Source organism: Dryocola clanedunensis (genome assembly GCF_038405435.1).
Taxonomy (GTDB): Bacteria; Pseudomonadota; Gammaproteobacteria; order Enterobacterales; family Enterobacteriaceae; genus Dryocola; species Dryocola clanedunensis_A.
The window spans coordinates 483,091-501,147 of record NZ_JBBYHZ010000003.1 but is presented as its reverse complement, the minus strand read 5'-3'; the positions used below and the strand labels follow the sequence as shown (position 1 = coordinate 501,147).

Sequence of the window (18,057 nt, the reverse complement as noted above, 5' to 3'; positions counted from 1 at the left end):
ATTCAGGGGTGAAGATTAAAGCGTGGCGAACTCGGCAATCGGTGCCATGCCACGGGATTCAAGAAACGCTAATAAACGGCGCGGCGAAACGTTAAGAATACGCTCCTCCGGGAATTCAACTTCGTCGAGGATTTTACGGCATTCGCTGAAATCGCCCAGGCTAAAGGCCGTATGGGAGTCAGAGCCCAGCGCCAGCCAGCCGCCCGCATCACGCACGGCGGCCGCAATGGCGCGGCAGTTGGGGCCGCTGCCCTTGCGGGAATGGGTAAAGGAGGAGTTGTTCAGCTCTAGCGCCACATGGTATTTCGCTGCGGCTTCGGCAATAGCGGGAATATCAACCGGGAACTTAGGGTTGCCGGGATGGCTGATGATATGCACATCCCCCGCCGCCATCGTGGCAATCATGGCTTCGGTATGGGTCGCTTCATCCTGCGGGGGGAAAACAGGCTCGTGGAAACCGGCAATAATCAGGTCGAGAGCGTCCAGCATCGGGCCGGTGCAGTCTATTTCGCCGCTGGTATTTTTAATGTTCGCTTCAATACCGCGCAGGATGCCCACGCCGTCAACCAGGCGCGGCCAGATGCGCATATTCACGAAATGCCAGTAGTGCGGGGCGTCGGCCATGTCCGGGCCGTGGTCGGTGATGGCGAATAATTTAATGCCTTTGCTTTTTGCGATGGCGATGTAATCGTGAAGGGTACTGTAGGCGTGGGTGCTGGCGACGGTATGCATATGCAGGTCAACGGGATACATGGCTCTCTCCTTTTCTCTTTTAGCCAAGGATAGCAGTTATCGCCGCTGAATTTTAGCCCGGCATGGCCGCCGGGCACCGGTTTAGTAGCCGTGCTGGAGGGAAACTTCCCCTGTCGGCTTCTCGCCCTTCTCTATCTGGCCGATGGTTTTCGCGATATAGGCCATCGCCTCGTCCGGGCGCGTTACCGCCGCGATGTGTGGGGTGATAGCCACGCAAGGATGCTTCCAGAGCGGGCTGTCGGCAGGCAGCGGTTCTTTGGCGAAGACATCCAGCATTGCGCCTTTAACCTTACCGCTGTCGAGCGCCGCCAGCAGATCGGCCTCAACAAGATGAACGCCGCGCGCCAGGTTGAGCACAAAGGCCTGGTCGGCAAGCCGGGACAGGAGAGACTGATTAATGATGCCAACGGTCTGCGGCGTGTTGGGCAGCAGGTTAATCAGCACCCGCGTCCCCTGCAGGAATTCACCGAGCTGCTCTTCGCCCGCAAAGCTCGTCACGCCAGGGTAATCCTTCTTACTGCGGCTCCAGCAGCGCACCGGGAATCCCCACGCCAGCAGGCTTTCCGCCACTTTGCTGCCCAGCACGCCCGCGCCGAGCAGGCCAATCGTAAACTCTTCGCGACGATAATCTTCCAGCGGCTGCCAGCTGGCCTCGAGTTTTTGCGCCTGATAGTCATCAAAGCGGCGGAACCAGTGTAGCACCTGGCTTACGGCATACTCCTGCATCTGGAGCCCCATGCCGGTATCTTCCAGACGGAATAAAGGCACGCCGGCAGGCAGCATATCGGGATGCGCCTGAAGCCGGCTGAGAATCGAGTCCACGCCAGCGCCCAGGGCGAAAATCGCTTTCAGCTGGCCGCGCCCGGCAAGCATCTCCACCGGCGGATGCCAGACCAGCGCGTAATCGGCAGGTTCATTATCGCCAGGCTTCCACTCGCGAACGCGGGCGTCGGGCATTAACTTTTGCAGGCCAGTCAGCCAGGACCGGGTGTCGAACGTTGGGTGATAAAATATGATATCCACGCTTTCTCCTCTTTTTTCCCCAGGATTACGCGAAACGCAAATCAATTCAAGTCCTGAATGTAATAAAAAAGCAGCGCCCTTTGCTGGTTTAAAGCGCAAGTTGTTTGAAGTTTGGCTAAACGCGCGGAATTCAGCAAAAATAGCGTTGACGCACCCCGCCATTTTCCCTACATTAGCGCCCGTTCCAGCAGCGCTGGAGCAACAATATGGTGAGGTGTCCGAGTGGCTGAAGGAGCACGCCTGGAAAGTGTGTATACGGCAACGTATCGAGGGTTCGAATCCCTCCCTCACCGCCATATTTCATAGGAAAGCCTGAACTCACGTTCGGGCTTTTTTATTGCCCGTCGCCCCTAAAAGGGAGCGGATGAGAACCCTCGACAGGGTTCGACAACAGGCTTTAGCCTGTTGGACGTCAGGGGCAGATATGACCATGACGCCCGCAGGGTGAGCGCAGCGAATCAATCCCTCCCTCACCGCCATATTTAAAAAAGAGCCCGCATGAAAATGCGGGCTTTTTTTCGTCTTTAAAACCTTCGGTGGATGGCACTTCGTTTATCCACCCTACCAGGCCACACGTAGGGCGGATAAGCACAGCGTCATCCGCCGTTTATTATCATCCAAACGACAAAATGATCTTTTCGGGCTCTTTTGCTCACCCCTTAAGCAAACGCGCTATAAAGAATAAATTACGCTTGACCGAAAGGGGCTGACTCCCTATAGTAGCGCCCCGTTGCCCCCGTAAGTGGGTAGCAAAAACAATACGGTGAGGTGTCCGAGTGGCTGAAGGAGCACGCCTGGAAAGTGTGTATACGGCAACGTATCGAGGGTTCGAACCCCTCTCTCACCGCCACATTTAAAGAAGAGCTCGCATGCAAATGCGGGCTTTTTTTTCGCATATAGCACCACGAGAGAGGGGTGAGAATCCTCGACAGGGTTCGACAACAGGCTTTAGCCTGTTGGACGTCAGGGACAGATATGGCCATGACGCCCGCAGGGTGAGCGCAGCGAATCAGCCCCTCTCTCACCGCCACATTTAAAGAAGAGCTCGCATGCAAATGCGGGCTTTTTTTTCGTCTTTAAAATATCCCGTGATTGACGTTTCGTTTATCCCCACAGACATCCGCCATTCCGAACGCAAAAAAAAGCCCGAACCTGAGTCCGGGCTTTCTGCACTTCAGCACGTCATCACTCCTTCGGCTTGCTGAAACGCTCTCTTATCACCACGAAGAACACCGGCACGAAGAAGATGGCCAGCAGGGTTGCCGAGAGCATCCCGCCCATCACGCCGGTGCCTACGGCGTTCTGCGCGCCGCTCCCTGCTCCGCTGCTCATCACCAGCGGCAGGACGCCGAGGATGAAGGCCAGCGAGGTCATCAGGATTGGGCGCAGGCGCATGCGCACCGCTTCAAGCGTGGCGTCCAGCAGCCCCTTGCCTTCTTTTTCCATCAGGTCTTTGGCGAACTCCACAATCAGTATGGCGTTTTTCGCCGACAGGCCGATGGTGGTCAGCAGCCCCACCTGGAAATAAACGTCGTTGTTCATCCCCCGCATTGCCGCGGCCAGCAGCGCGCCCACCACGCCGAGCGGCACGACCAGCATGACCGAGAACGGTATCGACCAGCTTTCATAGAGCGCCGCCAGGCACAGGAACACCACGACCAGCGAGATGGCGTAAAGCGCAGGCGCCTGGTTGCCGGAAAGCCGTTCCTGATAGGACATCCCCGTCCAGTCGTAGCCTATGCCGGACGGCAGTTTCGCCGCCAGCTGCTCCATCAGGTCCATCGCCTCACCGGTACTTTTCCCCGGTGCGGCTTCCCCCAGCAGCTCCATCGACGGCAGGCCGTTATAGCGTTCCAGACGTGGAGAGCCGTACATCCAGTGCGAGGTGGAAAACGCCGAGAACGGCACCATCTGCCCGGAGGTACCGCGCACGTACAGATTGTCGATATCCTTCGGCAGCATGCGGTAATGCGCATCGGCCTGGACATAGACCTTCTTCACGCGGCCGTGGTCGATGAAGTCGTTAACGTACGAGCCGCCGAGCGCCGTGGCTATCGTCTGGTTGATATCCGCGAGGTTCACGCCGAGGGACTGCGCCTTCTCCTGATCGATCTCCAGCTTGTACTGCGGCGTATCTTCCAGCCCGTTAGGACGCACGCGCACCAGCAGATCCGGGTGCTTCGCCACCATGCCCAGCAGCTTATTACGCGCCTGGGTAAGCTGCTGATGCCCGAGGTTCGCCTGGTCAATCAGCTCGAAGTCAAAGCCCGTCGCCGTACCCAGCTCGATAATCGCCGGCAGGTTGAACGGGAAGACCAGCCCGTCGCGGATCTGGCTGAAGGCGCGCGTCGCACGTTCCACGATGGCACCCACGCCGTTCTCTTTACCCGGGCGCTCCTCCCACGGTTTCAGGCTGATAAACGCCAGGCCGGAGTTTTGCCCCTGCCCGCTGTAGCTGAAGCCGTTCACCGTAAACACCGACTCAACGTTAGCCTTCTCGGTGTTCAGGTAGTAATGGGTTATCTGGTCGAGCACCTTCTGCGTTCTTTCCTGGGTCGCGCCCGCCGGCAGCTGGACCATGGTCATGAAGACGCCCTGATCTTCCTCCGGCAGGAACGACGTTGGCAGACGCAGGAACAGCACCGCCATGCCGACGACAATAACCAGATAGAGCAGCAGATAGCGCCCGGTATTGCGCAGAATATTACTGACGCTGTCGGTGTAGTGGTGCGCGCTCTGGTCAAACTTGCGGTTAAACCAGCCGAAGAAGCCGCCTTTATGGTGCGCTTCGGGATCGACGGGTTTCAGCAGCGTGGCGCACAGCGCCGGGGTGAGGATCAGGGCCACCAGTACGGACAGCGCCATTGCCGAAACGATGGTAATGGAGAACTGCCGGTAGATAGCCCCGGTCGAGCCGCCGAAGAAGGCCATCGGGATAAACACCGCCGAGAGCACCATCGCGATGCCCACCAGCGCGCCCTGGATCTGGCCCATGGACTTTTTGGTGGCCTCCTTCGGCGAGAGATGATCTTCTACCATCACGCGCTCGACGTTTTCCACCACCACGATGGCGTCATCCACCAGCAGGCCTATCGCCAGCACCATGCCGAACATCGTCAGGGTGTTGATCGAGAAGCCAAACGCCGACAGTACGGCAAACGTCCCCAGCAGCACCACCGGTACGGCGATGGTCGGGATCAGCGTCGCACGGAAGTTTTGCAGGAAGAGATACATCACCAGGAACACCAGGATTATCGCTTCAAACAGCGTTTTCACCACTTCGTGAATCGAAATCTTCACGAACGGCGTGGTGTCGTACGGATAGACCACCTTCATGCCCTGCGGGAAATAAGGCTGCAACGAGGCCAGTCTGGCTTTGATGGCCGCCGCGGTATCCAGCGCGTTAGCGCCGGTCGCAAGCTTAATCCCCAGGCCTGCCGCAGGCTGCCCGTTGATTTTCGCCACCACGTTGTAGTTTTCCCCGCCCAGCTCGATTCGCGCCACATCGCTTAAATGCACGACCGAGCCATCGGGGTTAACCTTCAGCGTCACCTTGCCGAACTCAACCGGATCTTTCAGCCGCGTCTGCGCGATGATCGAGGCGTTAAGCTGCTGATCCTTCACCGCAGGCGTACCGCCCAGCTGCCCGGCGGCAACCTGGTCGTTCTGCACCTTGAGCTGATTGACCACGTCGCCCGGATTGAGCTGGTATTTGTTCAGCGCGTCCGCATCCAGCCAGACGCGCATCGCGTACTGCGCGCCGAAGAGCTGAACGTCACCTACCCCGTTGGTCCGGCTGATCGCATCCTTCACGTTGGAGGCAACGTAGTCGGAGATATCATCCTGAGTCAGTTTGGCGTTATCTGAAATAAAGCCCGCCACCAGCAGGAAGCTGCTGGAGGATTTCTCAACGCTGATCCCCTGCTGCTGCACTTCCTGCGGCAGCAGCGGCATCGCCAGCTGGAGCTTGTTCTGCACCTGTACCTGGGCGATATCCGGGCTGGTGCCGGAGTTAAACGTCAGGGTAATGGTCACGCCACCGGCCGAGTCGCTGGTGGAGGACATATACATCAGGTTATCGATGCCGTTCATGTTCTGCTCGATAACCTGGGTCACGGTATCCTGCACCGTCTGCGCATCCGCACCAGGATAGGTCGCGGTTACCGCCACGGCGGGCGGCGCAATCGTCGGGTACTGGGCAACGGGCAGCTTAAAGATCGCCAGCGCCCCGGCGATCATCAGGATGATCGCCAGCACCCATGCAAAGATAGGTCGTTCAATAAAAAACTTAGCCATTACAAAACTTACCTTAGCGGGTCTGAGCGGCAGCGCTGTCCGGCACTACCTGAACAGGAGCTCCCGGACGCACTCTTTGCAGCCCGCTGACAATAATCTGATCGCCCGGCTGCACGCCTTTGGTTACCAGCCATTTATCGCCGATGGCCTGGGGAGCCACAATTTCACGCATCTGGGCGGTATGGTTTTTATCGACCACCATCACCGTGGCGTCGCCGCGCGGGTTGCGGGTTACGCCCTGCTGCGGAACCAGAATGGCTGACGGCTGCACGCCTTCATCAATTTTTGCGCGAACGTACATGCCCGGCAGCAGCTGGTGCTGCGGGTTCGGGAAGACCGCACGCAGGGTGATGGAGCCGGTGGTCTGGTCGACGGTGACGTCGGAGAACTCAAGCTGGCCGCTGAGCGGATAGGGCTGGCCGTCTTCCATGACCAATTGGACGGACGTTTTGCCGTCGCCTTTTTTCAGGCTGCCCTGCTCGATGGACTGCTTAAGCTGCATAAAGTCGTTGCTGGACTGGGTAACGTCGACGTAGATCGGGTCGAGCTGCTGGACGGTCGCCATCGCCGTGGCCTGGCCGTTGGTGACCAGCGCCCCTTCGGTGACACTGGATTTGCCGATGCGCCCGTCGATAGGCGACGTGACTTTGGTGTAGGCCAGATTAATGCGCGCGTTATCCACGTCGGCTTTCGCGGCTTTCACTTCCGCATCCGCCTGCTCCGCCGTGGCAACGGCCTCATCGTATTCCTGCTGGCTGATGTACTTTGTGCCCAGCAGCGGCACATAGCGTTTCACCGTCAGATGGGCAATTTTCGCCGCCGCCTGCGCTTTGGCAAGGGAACCCTGCGCGCTGTTCCAGGCGGCCTGATAGGTCGCCGGGTCAATCTGGTACAGCGACTGTCCCGCAACGATATCGCTGCCCTCGACAAAATTACGTTTCAGGATAATGCCGCTGACCTGCGGGCGAACTTCCGCCACGCGGTACGCGTCGGTTCGCCCCGGAAGTTCAGTCGTCACGGATAACGGTGCCGCCGTAGCGGTGAAAACATTCACCTGAGCTACCGGCATTTGCGCCTTTGCATCGCCCTTGTCATTACAGCCCGTGAGTATTCCTGCGGTTAACAACAGCACGGAAGGCAGGATGATGAACTCGCCATATTTCTTCATTACGGTTCCTTAATAATACAAGCGTAATAACGCCCACTGGGGCAACGCTGAACATGATTCTTAAACAAAAATGACGACCGGCGGGCGATGCCCGCCGGCTGCGGATCTCAGTTATTTCACTTTGCCAAAGCGGCGGCTTATCACGACAAAGAAGACCGGGACAAAGAAGATGGCCAGCAGCGTAGCCGATACCATCCCGCCCATGACGCCGGTGCCCACCGCGTTCTGCGCGCCGCTCCCCGCCCCGCTGCTGATCACCAGCGGCAGCACGCCGAGGATGAAGGCCAGCGAAGTCATCAGGATCGGACGCAGGCGCATGCGCACCGCGTCGAGGGTGGCCTCGAGCAGCCCTTTGCCTTCTTTATCAATAAGATCTTTAGCGAATTCGACGATCAGAATGGCGTTCTTCGCCGACAGCCCGATGGTGGTCAGCAGCCCCACCTGGAAATAGACGTCGTTGTTCAGCCCGCGCAGGCTCGCCGCCAGCAGCGCGCCCACCACGCCAAGCGGCACGACCAGCATGACCGAGAACGGTATCGACCAGCTTTCATAGAGCGCCGCCAGGCACAGGAACACCACCAGCAGGGAGATGGCGTACAGCGCAGGGGCCTGGTTGCCGGACAGCCGCTCCTGATAAGACATTCCCGTCCAGTCGAAGCCGATACCCGCAGGCAGCTTCGCCGCCAGATTTTCCATCAGCAGCATGGCTTCCCCGGTACTCTTGCCCGGCGTCGCCTCGCCCAGGATCTCCATGGACGGCAGGCCGTTGTAACGCTCCAGGCGCGGCGAACCGTAAATCCAGCGCGCCGTGGCGAAAGCGGAGAACGGCACCATCTGCCCGCTGCTGCCCCGCACGTACCAGGTGTTGATATCCTGCGGCAGCATGCGGCTCGAGGCTCGTCCCTGGAGATAGACCTTTTTCACGCGTCCGTGATCGATAAAGTCGTTCACGTAGGTGCTGCCAAGGCCGGTGGCGATGGTCTGGTTGATATCAGAAATGCTGACGCCCAGCGCCTGGGCTTTCTCCTGGTCAACGTCGAGCTTAAACTGCGGCGTATCTTCCAGGCCGTTTGGACGCACGCGCACCAGCATGTCCGGGCGCTTAGCAATCATCCCTAACAGCTGGTTTCGTGCCTGGGTAAGCTCGTTATGACCAAGGCTTGCCTGGTCGATTAACTCGAAGTCAAAGCCCGTGGCGGTGCCCAGCTCGGTAATGGCGGGCAGGTTAAAGGCAAACACCAGGCCATCATGAATTTTGCTGAAGGCGCGGGTCGCCCGACCAACAATGGCCGTGACCTCGTTCTCTTTACCTTCACGCTGCGACCAGTCTTTGAGGCGCACGAACGCCAGCCCGTTGTTCTGCCCCTTGCCGCTGAAGCTAAAGCCGTTAACGGTAAAGACAGATTCAACGTTGGCCGCCTCTTTGGTCAGATAGTAGTGCGTTATCCGATCCATGATTTTTTCGGTGCGCGCCTGGGTTGCCCCGGCTGGCAGCGTCACCATGGTGAGGAATACGCCCTGGTCCTCTTCCGGCAGGAACGAGGTCGGCAGGTGCAGGAAGAGTGCCGCCATGCCCGCGACAATCAGGAGATACACCACCATATAGCGGCCGGTGCGCTGGAGGATGCCGCGCACGCTGTTGGTGTAGTGATGCGTACTTTGCTCGAAGCGGGCGTTAAACCAGCCGAACAGCCCGGTAGTTTTGCCGTGGCTGCCTTTTGCCACAGGCTTAAGCAGCGTGGCGCACAGGGCTGGAGTAAGGATCAGCGCCACCAGCACGGAGAGGGCCATCGCCGAAACGATGGTGATGGAGAACTGCCGGTAGATAACCCCGGTCGAGCCGCCGAAGAAGGCCATCGGGATAAATACCGCCGAGAGCACCATCGCAATCCCGACCAGCGCGCCCTGAATCTGCGTCATCGACTTCTGCGTCGCCTCTTTTGGCGGCAGCCCCTCCTCCGCCATGACGCGCTCGACGTTTTCCACCACCACGATGGCGTCATCCACCAGCAGGCCTATCGCCAGCACCATGCCGAACATCGTCAGGGTATTAATGGAATAGCCGAAGGCGGCCAGAATCGAAAACGTACCCAGCAGCACCACGGGCACGGCAATCGTCGGAATCAGCGTGGCGCGGAAGTTCTGCAGGAACAGATACATGACCAGGAACACCAGCACGATAGCTTCGATCAGCGTTTTGAATACTTCGCGGATGGAGATTTTAACGAACGGCGTGGTGTCGTAGGTGTAGACCACTTTCAGCCCGCGCGGGAAATAGGGCTGCAGCTTGTTCATCTGCTCCTGCACGGCCTTCGCCGTGTCCAGCGCATTCGCCCCGGTGGCAAGCTTAATCCCCAGTCCGGCGGCGGGTTTGCCGTTGTAGCGGGCAATAATGTTGTAGTTTTCCCCGCCCAGCTCGATATGGCTGACGTCGCGCAGCTCGACTTTCGACCCATCAGGCTGCACTTTAAGCAGGACATGACCAAACTCCTGCGGATCGCGCAGCCGCGTCTGGGCAATGATAGAGGCGTTCAGCTGCTGGCCCGCAATCGCGGGCGTCCCGCCCAGCTGCCCGGCGGCAACCTGGGCGTTCTGGGTTTTAATCTGATTGATGACGTCCAGCGTGGTCAGCTGATATTTATCGAGTTTGTTGGGGTCTAGCCAGATGCGCATCGCGTACTGGGCGCCGAACAGCTGCACGTCCCCTACCCCCGCGGTGCGGCTGATAGGATCTTTAATATTGGATGAGATGTAGTCCGCGATATCATCCTGGCTCATGCTGCCATCGTCAGAGATAAAGCCCGCGACCATCAGGAAGCTGCTGGAGGACTTTTTGACGCTGATCCCCTGCTGTTGCACCTCCTGCGGCAGCAGCGGCATGGCGAGCTGAAGCTTGTTCTGCACCTGCACCTGTGCGATATCCGGATCGGTGCCTGACTGGAAGGTCAGCGTAACGGTGACGCTACCGGAAGAGTCGCTGGTAGAGGACATGTACATCAGGTTATCGAGGCCATTCATATTCTGCTCAATAACCTGCGTCACCGTATCCTGCACCGTGCTGGCATCCGCACCCGGATAGGTTGCGTTGATCGCCACCGCCGGTGGGGCAATCGTCGGGTACTGTGCAACCGGCAGTTTAAGAATGGAGAGCACGCCGGCGAGCATCAAAATGATTGCCAGCACCCAGGCAAATATGGGGCGCTCGATAAAAAACTTCGCCATGAGATTGTTTCCCTGTTAACGGACGTCTGCTGCAAGAGATAAAGGGAGCGTCAGCTTACCAGAGGGTTTCGGGATTAATTATTCATGCCTGAATGTATAAAGTTTGCACGGACGCTGGACTTCTTAATAGTTAAGTTTCACAATCAGCGAAATTAGTTATCCGGCTTTTTTAAAGGCCCAACAAATATATTATTACTTGTTAATTCCTGTAACTAATTCCCCGACGGAGTTAATTTATTATGGCAAGAAAAACAAAAGCTGAGGCGTTAAAAACGCGTCAGCATCTCATTGATGTCGCCATCGCCCTGTTTGCTGAACAGGGCGTCTCAAGCACGACGCTGGCTGACATCGCCGATGCGGCAGGCATGACGCGGGGTGCCATCTACTGGCACTTCGACAGCAAGGTTTCCCTGTTTAATGAAATCTGGAATCTGCAGGAAAATGTAACGCAGGAAATAAAAAGAAAACTTAATACACATCTTCAGGATGATGGCCTGCAGTTATTACGCGCCCTGATGATTGAAACATTAAGAATAATTGCCCGAGACCCGCGCCAGCATCAGCTATTACAAATACTTTACCATTCGTGCGAATTTAACGGTGAGATGTACAGCGAAAGAGATATCAGAGAGCGGCTGTGGTTTAACCGGGACAGATTCAGAAAGCTGTTGCAGAATTGTATTTCAAAAGGTCAGATTCCGGTTAATACTAATATAGAATTACTGACCACAATTGTTCACGGTTATTTTAGCGGTATCGTGAAAAACTGGCTGATGCAGCCGGAAAATCTGGATCTGTACGAGCAGGCGCCGGAACTGGTGGACAACATTCTGCTGCTGGCACGGAAATCGATTTAAACAGCACTGGTGGATGACGCTTACCCTTATCCACCCTACAAATCTACAAATCCTGGGTTAACGTAGGCCGGATAAGCGCAGCGTCATCCGGCGGTTATCCAGCCTGCATAAAAGAAAGGCAATGCACCCGGCATTGCCTTTTTAATTACAAATCTTTAAACGACCCCAGCCGGTAGCCGCGTTCGGCAATGGCCTCTTTCAGCGACGCCGAAGTCAGCACGTCCAGCTCCGCAAGGCGCGGGTAGCAATACTTGCTGGCCAGGATGGTGTTATCGACAAACGACGGGTGGCACATGATCTCAAGGGACTGCTCGCTGCGCGCGGTGCTGCGCTCGAGCGTTGCAAGAAACAGCGCTTCGGAAATCGCCTCGCCGTAGAATCCGCTGTCGAAGCCCTGGCTGCTTTTCGCCCCCTGTAGCTTCATCTCGCCCTTGCGCAGATCGTCCCGGTCAATGCGGATCGCGATCCCCTTCTCTTTCGCGAAGGCTTCTACGATCGGGAAGATTTGTGGGATCATGTGGACGTGGTGGTGGCTGTCGAGATGCGTTGGCAGCCGGCCAAAAAGATCGATAAAGCGCGCAAACTGACATTCCAGCTCGTGCTCTATTTCATCCAGCGGCAGCGTGCCCGCCTCGCCCATCTCCCAGATCCATTTGCCCAGCTCGCCGTTTTCACGGGTAAGCCCCGGCATGGCGGAAAGCGGACGGCCCAGCGTCAGCACAAAGTGCATGCCCACGGCCAGATCGGGATGCGCCTTGCTCAGCGCTGCGGCGTGCCCGATGCCCGCCGCGTTAACCATCGCGGTGGTGGACGTCACCACGCCATGGCTGAACGCCTCGATAATGCCGTAGTTCTGCGCCTTGCAGAGGCCAAAATCATCGGCATTTACGATCAATAACTTTTCCATACAGGCTTCCTTTTGTCGGATGACGCTATGCTTCGCGCTACAAAATCTTCCATAGGGCGGATAAGCGCAAGCGTCATCCCCCGTGAGGTTATTTAAGTCCCGCAATGGTGCCTGCGAAGTTAGGCAGCAGCGCTTCGTGCGCCAGCAGCATCTCGCGCGCCAGTTTCTCCGCGTCTTTATCGGAGTGGATCAGCGGGCTGAGGTTCAGCGCCAGCAGCACGTCATCGAATTTGCCGCTTAACGCTGCTTCGCTGGCCGCCACTTCGAAGCCCTTGATGGTATAAATCAGGCCGAGAACCTTCTCATCAAAATGCTTAATGCGTGGTGAAGGCGTTGCGCCGTCGCGGCCAATGGTGCAGGTCATTTCGATGGCCCAGTCGGCCGGAATGTTATCGATATGGCCCTTGTGCGGGAAGTTGACGTAGTGTTCGGTCTGCTTGTCGTTGTAAATCGCGCTGATCACTTCGCAGGCCGCATCGGAGTAGTACGCACCGCCGCGCAGCTCCAGCTCTTTAGGCTTCACGTCCAGATTAGGATCTTTATACAGCTCGAAAAGCTGCTTTTCTACCTGCTGCACCACGGTTGCGCGAGCGCCGCCCTTATAGAATTCGCCCATTTCGATGGCCAGCATCTCTTTCGGCTTAAAGTAGTAGAGCAGGTATGAACATGGCAGCAGATTCAGGGAACGGATCAGCCCTTCGCTGAACGGCAGGTCGAAGATGTTTTTCACGCCGCTCGGCTTCAGCGTACCGGAGGCAACGCCGTCCAGCAGCTCGGCAAAACGTGATTCGCCGTTGACCAGTACGTCACGAATAAACACCAGGTGGTTCAGGCCGAACAGATCGATGTTCAGCTCGTCCTCCGGCTTCACCTTCAGCACGTCCTGAATGAACATCTTCATGCCCACCGGGATGTTGCACACGCCGATAAACTTCTTAAATTTGGTGTGGCGGAAGACGGCTTCCGTCACCATGCCGGCCGGGTTGGTGAAGTTGATAACCCAGGCGTTCGGGCAGATCTCTTCCACGTCTTTAATGATGTCGAAAATCACCGGAATGGTGCGCAGGCCTTTGAACAGGCCGCCCGCTCCGTTGGTTTCCTGGCCGAGATAGCCGTGGCTCAGCGGAATACGCTCGTCAAGCTCGCGCGCTTTCAGCTGCCCAACGCGCAGCTGGGTGGTGACGAAATCGGCGTCTACCAGGGCTTCGCGGCGGTTAAGGGTTTTGTAGATTGCAATCGGCACGCCCGCGTGTTCCACCATGCGCAGGCAGAGATCGTAAATAATATCCTGCTTCTCTTTACCGGCTTCAACATCTACCAGCCATAATTCGGTGATCGGTAGCTGATCGTAGCGTTTAATAAAGCCTTCAAGTAATTCTGGGGTATAGCTGCTTCCGCCACCGATGGTGACCACTTTCAGTTTTTTGCTCATAGGAACTCCCGTACAATTTAATTGCACTGCAAATTAAAGACAGCGATATAGATGAATGACCGAAGATTAGCGTTAGTCTGAATTAATTCATCTATAAACTAGTTGTTGATACTGCACAATTGCTTCCGGTAATGCTTTGGCGTGAATGAGGTGAGCTTTTTAAAGTTCTTAATAAACATGCTCGGACTGCTGTAACCTGACTCAAAAGCAATGTCCGTCACGGAATAATTGGTTATCTCCAGCTGCTTCTTAGCAAAATCAATGCGGATTTCATTAATAATCTGCATCGGTGTTTTGCCATAGTGACGCTGGGTAGCGCGGGTTAAATATTCCTGCGACTTACCGGACAGCTCCACCATATTAGCCAGCGCCCGGTCGCCAAAGCGGGCCTTATCATGCATTTTCTCAACGGTAATCTTTAGCCAGACCGGAATATCCGTAATCACTTCGGATTCCCGATGGTGACGCAGCCGGTTGACAATATAAAATGTCACAACCTCCAGGAACTCGTTAAACTCCCCGTTCCTGAAGTTTAGCGAGGCAATCACTGACTCTATATAGGTCAGAAATTCGTTCTTAACCTGATAAACCTGTGAAGCAACAAAGCGCGGTGGTAATAACGGTAAATAGTGCTGTTCAAAAAACGCTTTGCTGATACCCACATTTAATATTCTGGTGGCACCAAATTCATAATAGCTCTGGTGGTTAGATCCCAGCGGGATAAAAACAAAATCTCCGCGTTCTAACAGCACCCGCTTGCCGTTAATATCCTGGTAATATCGTCCGGTCAGCACCACGGTAAATTCGTAGTAGTCATGTTCGTGCAGCCCGGAGATGCTCTCTACTTTGTTGTAGATAAAAACGTGGAAATTTTGACCATCGAAGAGTTGATTTTCGCGTGCTGTCTTGATTTCCATGCTCAGTACCGGTGTCTGCATTATGACTCCCTACGTTATTTTATTTTTTCGTGAAGCTCAATGAGTTCGGTCACGAGTTCGCGTGCCAGCATGGAAGTCATCAGGTGATCCTGCGCGTGAACCAGCACCAGGCTGACTTTCGTTTTGCCTTCGCCCTGGTCGCCTTCAATCAGTTTGGTCTGCACCAGGTGCGCTTCGTTCAGCGCCAGACGGGATTTGCCCATCAGCTCTTTTGCCTGCTCAAAGTCCCCTGCTTTCGCCTGCTTCAGCGCGGCGTAGGCCAGGCTGCGGGCCTGCCCGGAGTTGATGATCAAGCCCATCACCACTTCTTCCAGGTCCTGCGCTTCGTCTTCGGTGTCTACAATATTGTCTAAATCAAACATGCTTATTTCCCTTTAAGTCAGTAAGCGCGGGGAGGTATTCGCTCCCCGCCCCGATTAGAATTTCAGTGCGTTAGCAATATCTTCTTCGCTTTCTTCTTCTTCGATTACCGCCTGCGCTTTGTTCGACAGGATAACGAACGGCATGTAGACCAGCGTTGCGATACCCAGGTTGAACAGTGCGACCAGCAGTGCCGCGATGCTGCCGTTAGAGTTGAAGAAGGCGCCCAGGCCGGTTGGCATGACCCACGGTGCAAGGTTTGTCACCGGCGGGATGATGCCCATGGAGTAAGCCGCAAGCGTGATGGCCGCCAGAATCGGCTGGATCAGCACGAACGGGATGAACATCACCGGGTTCATGATGATTGGCAGGCCGAACAGGATAGGCTCGTTAATCTGGAAGATGCCGGAAGGCAGCGCCAGCTTAGCCACCTGACGATGGTCAGCGCGGCGCGAAACGATGAAGATAGCGATGATAAGACCCAGCGTCGCTCCGGAACCGCCCAGCAGGATGTAGGAGTCGAGCATTGGTTTCGCCCAGAAGTGGAACTGTTTACCGGCGTCGATTGCCGCCTGTACAGAGCCATACTGGTTATAGATAGCGATGTTTTCCAGCGCCCACGGAGTCATAATGCCGTTATCCAGCGCGGTGAGCGCCAGTGAACCGTGCACCCCGAAGAACCACAGCAGGGAGTTGAAGATAACGTACGCCCAGCCGACAACCGCACCCATTGACGCCAGCGGCGTTGAGATGGAGTCCATGATGATCTGGTGGAAGTTACTGCCGTAGCTGGCCAGCAGCCAGGAAATAATCCCGAAGATTGACAGGATAATAAAGCCTGGAATAATCGCCGAGAATGAGCGGGAAACGGATGTCGGCACGCTGTCTGGCAAAGTAATAACCCAGTTACGGCGAATAACAAAGGTAAACAGCTCTGCGACAACCAGACCAATAATAATACCAGAAATAATATTCTGACCGCCTAACCAGTTAGCGCCAACGGCATAGGCTTCGCCCACGCTATAAGGGGTAACGGTCATGAAGGCCGCGACGGATAATAATCCTGCCGCCATCGGGTCGACTTTTCTTTCTTCAGCTAATGCCATCCCAATAAAAAAGGGAGCCATCAAAGACATTATGCCCAACGTACCGTTGTACACATTGCCGCCGATGGCTTTCAACCCATTAAGGGTTTCAATGGTCGAGGGGTCTAAACGAACACCTAAAGAATAAAAGAATGAACCGGCACCAAAACTTAAAAATACGTTATTAATGAGAACAAACATTGCCCCCGCCAGCGTTAACGGCATTAACTTAATAAAACCATTTTTAATTGCGTTAACGTGCGGCTGCTTTCCTATTTTGACGGCAAAAGGAAGGAGTACCTTTTCAAGTGAATCAATGACTTTACTCATTTGCAGTTTCCTTTAATGCCGCCGGGTCGGCGGCCAGGTTGTGTAAGGTCGTTCTTTGACGGAAAAATAAATCAAAAGTTAATATTAATTATTTGCTGCTGCTTTCTTGATTGACGCGACGGCGGCTTTCAGCACCCCGAGCCCATCAATTTTGCCGTACATGACCGAGTCAATAACTTCGACCGGCTTGTTCGGTAATACTTTTTGAATTTCTGGCAACATATAGGCAATTTGTGGACCGAGCAAAATCAGATCCGCAACGCTGCCTTTTTCACCCGCCAGGGTTTCAGGAAATGCTTCAATAATGACCGGCACTTCATACTTCTCGGCCTGAGCCTTCATTTTAGAAACCAGAAGAGAAGTGGACATGCCGGCGGAGCAAAACAGGTAGATAACTTTCTTTTCCATGATGAAATCCTCGTATTCCGATAGGTTGCAGGTCAGACAAAGGTCCTTCTTTATCACTCTGTTGACGGGCCAATAGCCTAAAATTTAAAAGTACTGATTGTCTCTGCTTGAGTCGAGTATACGGCATCGCCGTGGACCAGGATAATTTCCGCCATTCAAAAATTGTCTCTCCTTGACCAATCCTTTTGACCACCTTCACATTTCGGGCAAATAATTCGCGCAAAGAAAAAAGCCCAAGCGGAGTTTGGGCTTTTCAAAACGTTAACAATTACTCTCAGTCGTAAGCGTTTAACGTCCTCTGGCACAGGGCCGAGCGGACACAATCCTGCTTGCCAAATCTGACCACACCCACCATTTCATCTTCTTCAAAACGCGCCAGCGCATCGCTCAGGCCTGACTGCACGCCCGCAGGCAAATCGCACTGCGTGATGTCGCCGTTGACGATAACCGTGACGTTTTCCCCGAGGCGAGTCAGGAACATTTTCATCTGCGCTGCGGTAACGTTCTGCGCCTCGTCAAGGATCACCACCGCATTTTCAAAGGTACGTCCGCGCATGTAGGCGAACGGCGCAATTTCGACTTTACCGATTTCGGGACGCAGGCAGTACTGCATGAAAGACGACCCCAGGCGCCGCACCAGGATGTCGTACACCGGGCGGAAATAGGGGGCGAATTTTTCCGAAATATCCCCGGGCAGGAAGCCGAGATCTTCGTCAGCCTGCAGGACCGGACGGGTGACAATTATCCTGTCGACATCCTTATGTATCAGGGCCTCAGCGGCTTTCGCCGCGCTGATATACGTTTTACCGCAGCCGGCTTCACCGGTGGCAAATATCAGCTGTTTTCTCTCGATGGCGTTTAGATAGTGCTCCTGAGCTTCGTTTCGCGCGGCTATTGGCGAGTTGTCGCGGCAATCTCTTGCCATGCCAATAGATTCCACGCCGCTCATCTGCACAAGCGATGTGACCGATTCCTCTTCACGTTGCCTGTGGCTCCGCGAATCTCGTCTCAGCACACGTTTTGCTTCACGACGAGCTTTGATCACTGCTTTCTGTCTTCCCATGGATGGCACCTTACAGTTGGTTTCATTTCCCGCGTCACTGTGGTGTACGCGATTATGCTCACTAACGGATGAGGTTTGGCTTCCTTGTAAGCCATGAACTGCCGGTTGAGATGATGCACCAGTCAGACGACGGGCGTCGCTTAGCGCATCGTTAACACGTTGAGTGGAGGGGGTTTCGGGAAACTGAGCGGTGAAGAAAGCGAAGCCGGAGGAGA

At 55.5% G+C, this 18,057-nt stretch carries 13 protein-coding genes and 2 tRNA genes; 3 read left to right on the top strand and 12 right to left on the bottom strand.

Translation table 11 applies throughout. The features are described 5' to 3' along the window. Window positions 1-15: 15 nt before the first annotated feature. Both AAE045_RS09960 and ghrA read right to left on the bottom strand, forming a co-directional pair. Complete coding sequence (locus AAE045_RS09960; RefSeq protein WP_455547578.1) at window positions 16-753, bottom strand: PHP domain-containing protein; 738 nt, start codon at window positions 751-753, stop codon at window positions 16-18. Window positions 754-834: 81 nt separating this feature from the next. Beyond that, window positions 835-1,776 carry a glyoxylate/hydroxypyruvate reductase GhrA gene (ghrA, locus tag AAE045_RS09955; RefSeq protein ID WP_455547577.1) on the bottom strand — a complete coding sequence of 314 codons (942 nt, stop codon included), beginning with the start codon at window positions 1,774-1,776 and terminating at the stop codon, window positions 835-837. A 208-nt stretch (window positions 1,777-1,984) separates the two neighbouring features. On the opposite strand from ghrA, the gene AAE045_RS09950 reads away from it, so the two are divergent. Together AAE045_RS09950 and AAE045_RS09945 are read left to right on the top strand one after the other, a co-directional pair. Further along, window positions 1,985-2,072: transfer RNA gene (locus tag AAE045_RS09950), tRNA-Ser, on the top strand. 466 nt (window positions 2,073-2,538) lie between these two features. Beyond that, window positions 2,539-2,626: transfer RNA gene (locus tag AAE045_RS09945), tRNA-Ser, on the top strand. Window positions 2,627-2,961: 335 nt separating this feature from the next. Here the strand turns inward: AAE045_RS09945 and AAE045_RS09940 are convergent. The 3 genes from AAE045_RS09940 to AAE045_RS09930 all read right to left on the bottom strand — a co-directional run bounded on the left by AAE045_RS09940 (window position 2,962) and on the right by AAE045_RS09930 (window position 10,462). After that, window positions 2,962-6,072: an efflux RND transporter permease subunit gene (locus AAE045_RS09940; protein WP_455547576.1), complete on the bottom strand. Its 3,111-nt coding sequence runs from the start codon at window positions 6,070-6,072 to the stop codon at window positions 2,962-2,964. 13 nt (window positions 6,073-6,085) lie between these two features. Continuing rightward, window positions 6,086-7,240, bottom strand: coding sequence for an efflux RND transporter periplasmic adaptor subunit (locus tag AAE045_RS09935; protein WP_455547575.1), 1,155 nt, complete (start codon window positions 7,238-7,240; stop codon window positions 6,086-6,088). A 111-nt stretch (window positions 7,241-7,351) separates the two neighbouring features. Continuing rightward, window positions 7,352-10,462 (bottom strand): efflux RND transporter permease subunit, encoded by a 3,111-nt coding sequence (locus tag AAE045_RS09930; protein WP_455547574.1) that lies wholly within the window; start codon window positions 10,460-10,462, stop codon window positions 7,352-7,354. Window positions 10,463-10,701: 239 nt separating this feature from the next. Here AAE045_RS09930 and envR point away from each other — a divergent pair, with 239 nt between their 5' ends. Further along, window positions 10,702-11,319, top strand: a complete 618-nt coding sequence (gene envR / locus AAE045_RS09925; RefSeq protein WP_455547573.1) for an acrEF/envCD operon transcriptional regulator — start codon at window positions 10,702-10,704, stop codon at window positions 11,317-11,319. A gap of 145 nt (window positions 11,320-11,464) precedes the next feature. On the opposite strand, the gene chbG is transcribed toward envR, so the two are convergent. The 7 genes from chbG to phoH all read right to left on the bottom strand — a co-directional run bounded on the left by chbG (window position 11,465) and on the right by phoH (window position 17,842). Then, entirely contained in the window at window positions 11,465-12,226 is a 762-nt protein-coding gene (chbG, locus tag AAE045_RS09920; protein WP_455547572.1) for a chitin disaccharide deacetylase, read from the bottom strand. An 88-nt stretch (window positions 12,227-12,314) separates the two neighbouring features. Beyond that, the gene (locus AAE045_RS09915; protein WP_455547571.1) at window positions 12,315-13,658 is read right to left on the bottom strand and encodes a 6-phospho-beta-glucosidase; all 1,344 of its coding nucleotides are present in this window, start codon (window positions 13,656-13,658) and stop codon (window positions 12,315-12,317) included. Between the two features lie 98 nt (window positions 13,659-13,756). After that, window positions 13,757-14,596, bottom strand: coding sequence for a transcriptional regulator ChbR (chbR, locus tag AAE045_RS09910; protein WP_455547570.1), 840 nt, complete (start codon window positions 14,594-14,596; stop codon window positions 13,757-13,759). A gap of 14 nt (window positions 14,597-14,610) precedes the next feature. Beyond that, window positions 14,611-14,958 carry a PTS N,N'-diacetylchitobiose transporter subunit IIA gene (gene chbA, locus AAE045_RS09905; RefSeq protein ID WP_455547569.1) on the bottom strand — a complete coding sequence of 116 codons (348 nt, stop codon included), beginning with the start codon at window positions 14,956-14,958 and terminating at the stop codon, window positions 14,611-14,613. 54 nt (window positions 14,959-15,012) lie between these two features. Continuing rightward, window positions 15,013-16,371 (bottom strand): PTS sugar transporter subunit IIC, encoded by a 1,359-nt coding sequence (gene chbC, locus AAE045_RS09900; protein ID WP_455427689.1) that lies wholly within the window; start codon window positions 16,369-16,371, stop codon window positions 15,013-15,015. Window positions 16,372-16,455: 84 nt separating this feature from the next. Next, entirely contained in the window at window positions 16,456-16,779 is a 324-nt protein-coding gene (locus tag AAE045_RS09895; protein WP_455427688.1) for a PTS sugar transporter subunit IIB, read from the bottom strand. Between the two features lie 274 nt (window positions 16,780-17,053). Then, on the bottom strand, window positions 17,054-17,842 hold the full coding sequence (phoH, locus tag AAE045_RS09890; RefSeq protein ID WP_202302517.1) for a phosphate starvation-inducible protein PhoH: 789 nt from the start codon (window positions 17,840-17,842) through the stop codon (window positions 17,054-17,056). Window positions 17,843-18,057 lie beyond the last annotated feature (215 nt).

Bases quoted from the DNA above. Each gene is read 5' to 3' on its own strand.
- chbR (WP_455547570.1), bottom strand. From the start codon at position 14,596: ATGCAGACACCGGTACTGAGCATGGAAATCAAGACAGCACGCGAAAAT.
- AAE045_RS09895 (WP_455427688.1), bottom strand. From the start codon at position 16,779: ATGGAAAAGAAAGTTATCTACCTGTTTTGCTCCGCCGGCATGTCCACT.
- AAE045_RS09935 (WP_455547575.1), bottom strand. From the start codon at position 7,240: ATGAAGAAATATGGCGAGTTCATCATCCTGCCTTCCGTGCTGTTGTTA.
- AAE045_RS09940 (WP_455547576.1), bottom strand. From the start codon at position 6,072: ATGGCTAAGTTTTTTATTGAACGACCTATCTTTGCATGGGTGCTGGCG.
- AAE045_RS09915 (WP_455547571.1), bottom strand. From the start codon at position 13,658: ATGAGCAAAAAACTGAAAGTGGTCACCATCGGTGGCGGAAGCAGCTAT.
- chbC (WP_455427689.1), bottom strand. From the start codon at position 16,371: ATGAGTAAAGTCATTGATTCACTTGAAAAGGTACTCCTTCCTTTTGCC.
- chbG (WP_455547572.1), bottom strand. From the start codon at position 12,226: ATGGAAAAGTTATTGATCGTAAATGCCGATGATTTTGGCCTCTGCAAG.
- AAE045_RS09930 (WP_455547574.1), bottom strand. From the start codon at position 10,462: ATGGCGAAGTTTTTTATCGAGCGCCCCATATTTGCCTGGGTGCTGGCA.
- chbA (WP_455547569.1), bottom strand. From the start codon at position 14,958: ATGTTTGATTTAGACAATATTGTAGACACCGAAGACGAAGCGCAGGAC.
- envR (WP_455547573.1), top strand. From the start codon at position 10,702: ATGGCAAGAAAAACAAAAGCTGAGGCGTTAAAAACGCGTCAGCATCTC.
- phoH (WP_202302517.1), bottom strand. From the start codon at position 17,842: ATGGGAAGACAGAAAGCAGTGATCAAAGCTCGTCGTGAAGCAAAACGT.
- AAE045_RS09960 (WP_455547578.1), bottom strand. From the start codon at position 753: ATGTATCCCGTTGACCTGCATATGCATACCGTCGCCAGCACCCACGCC.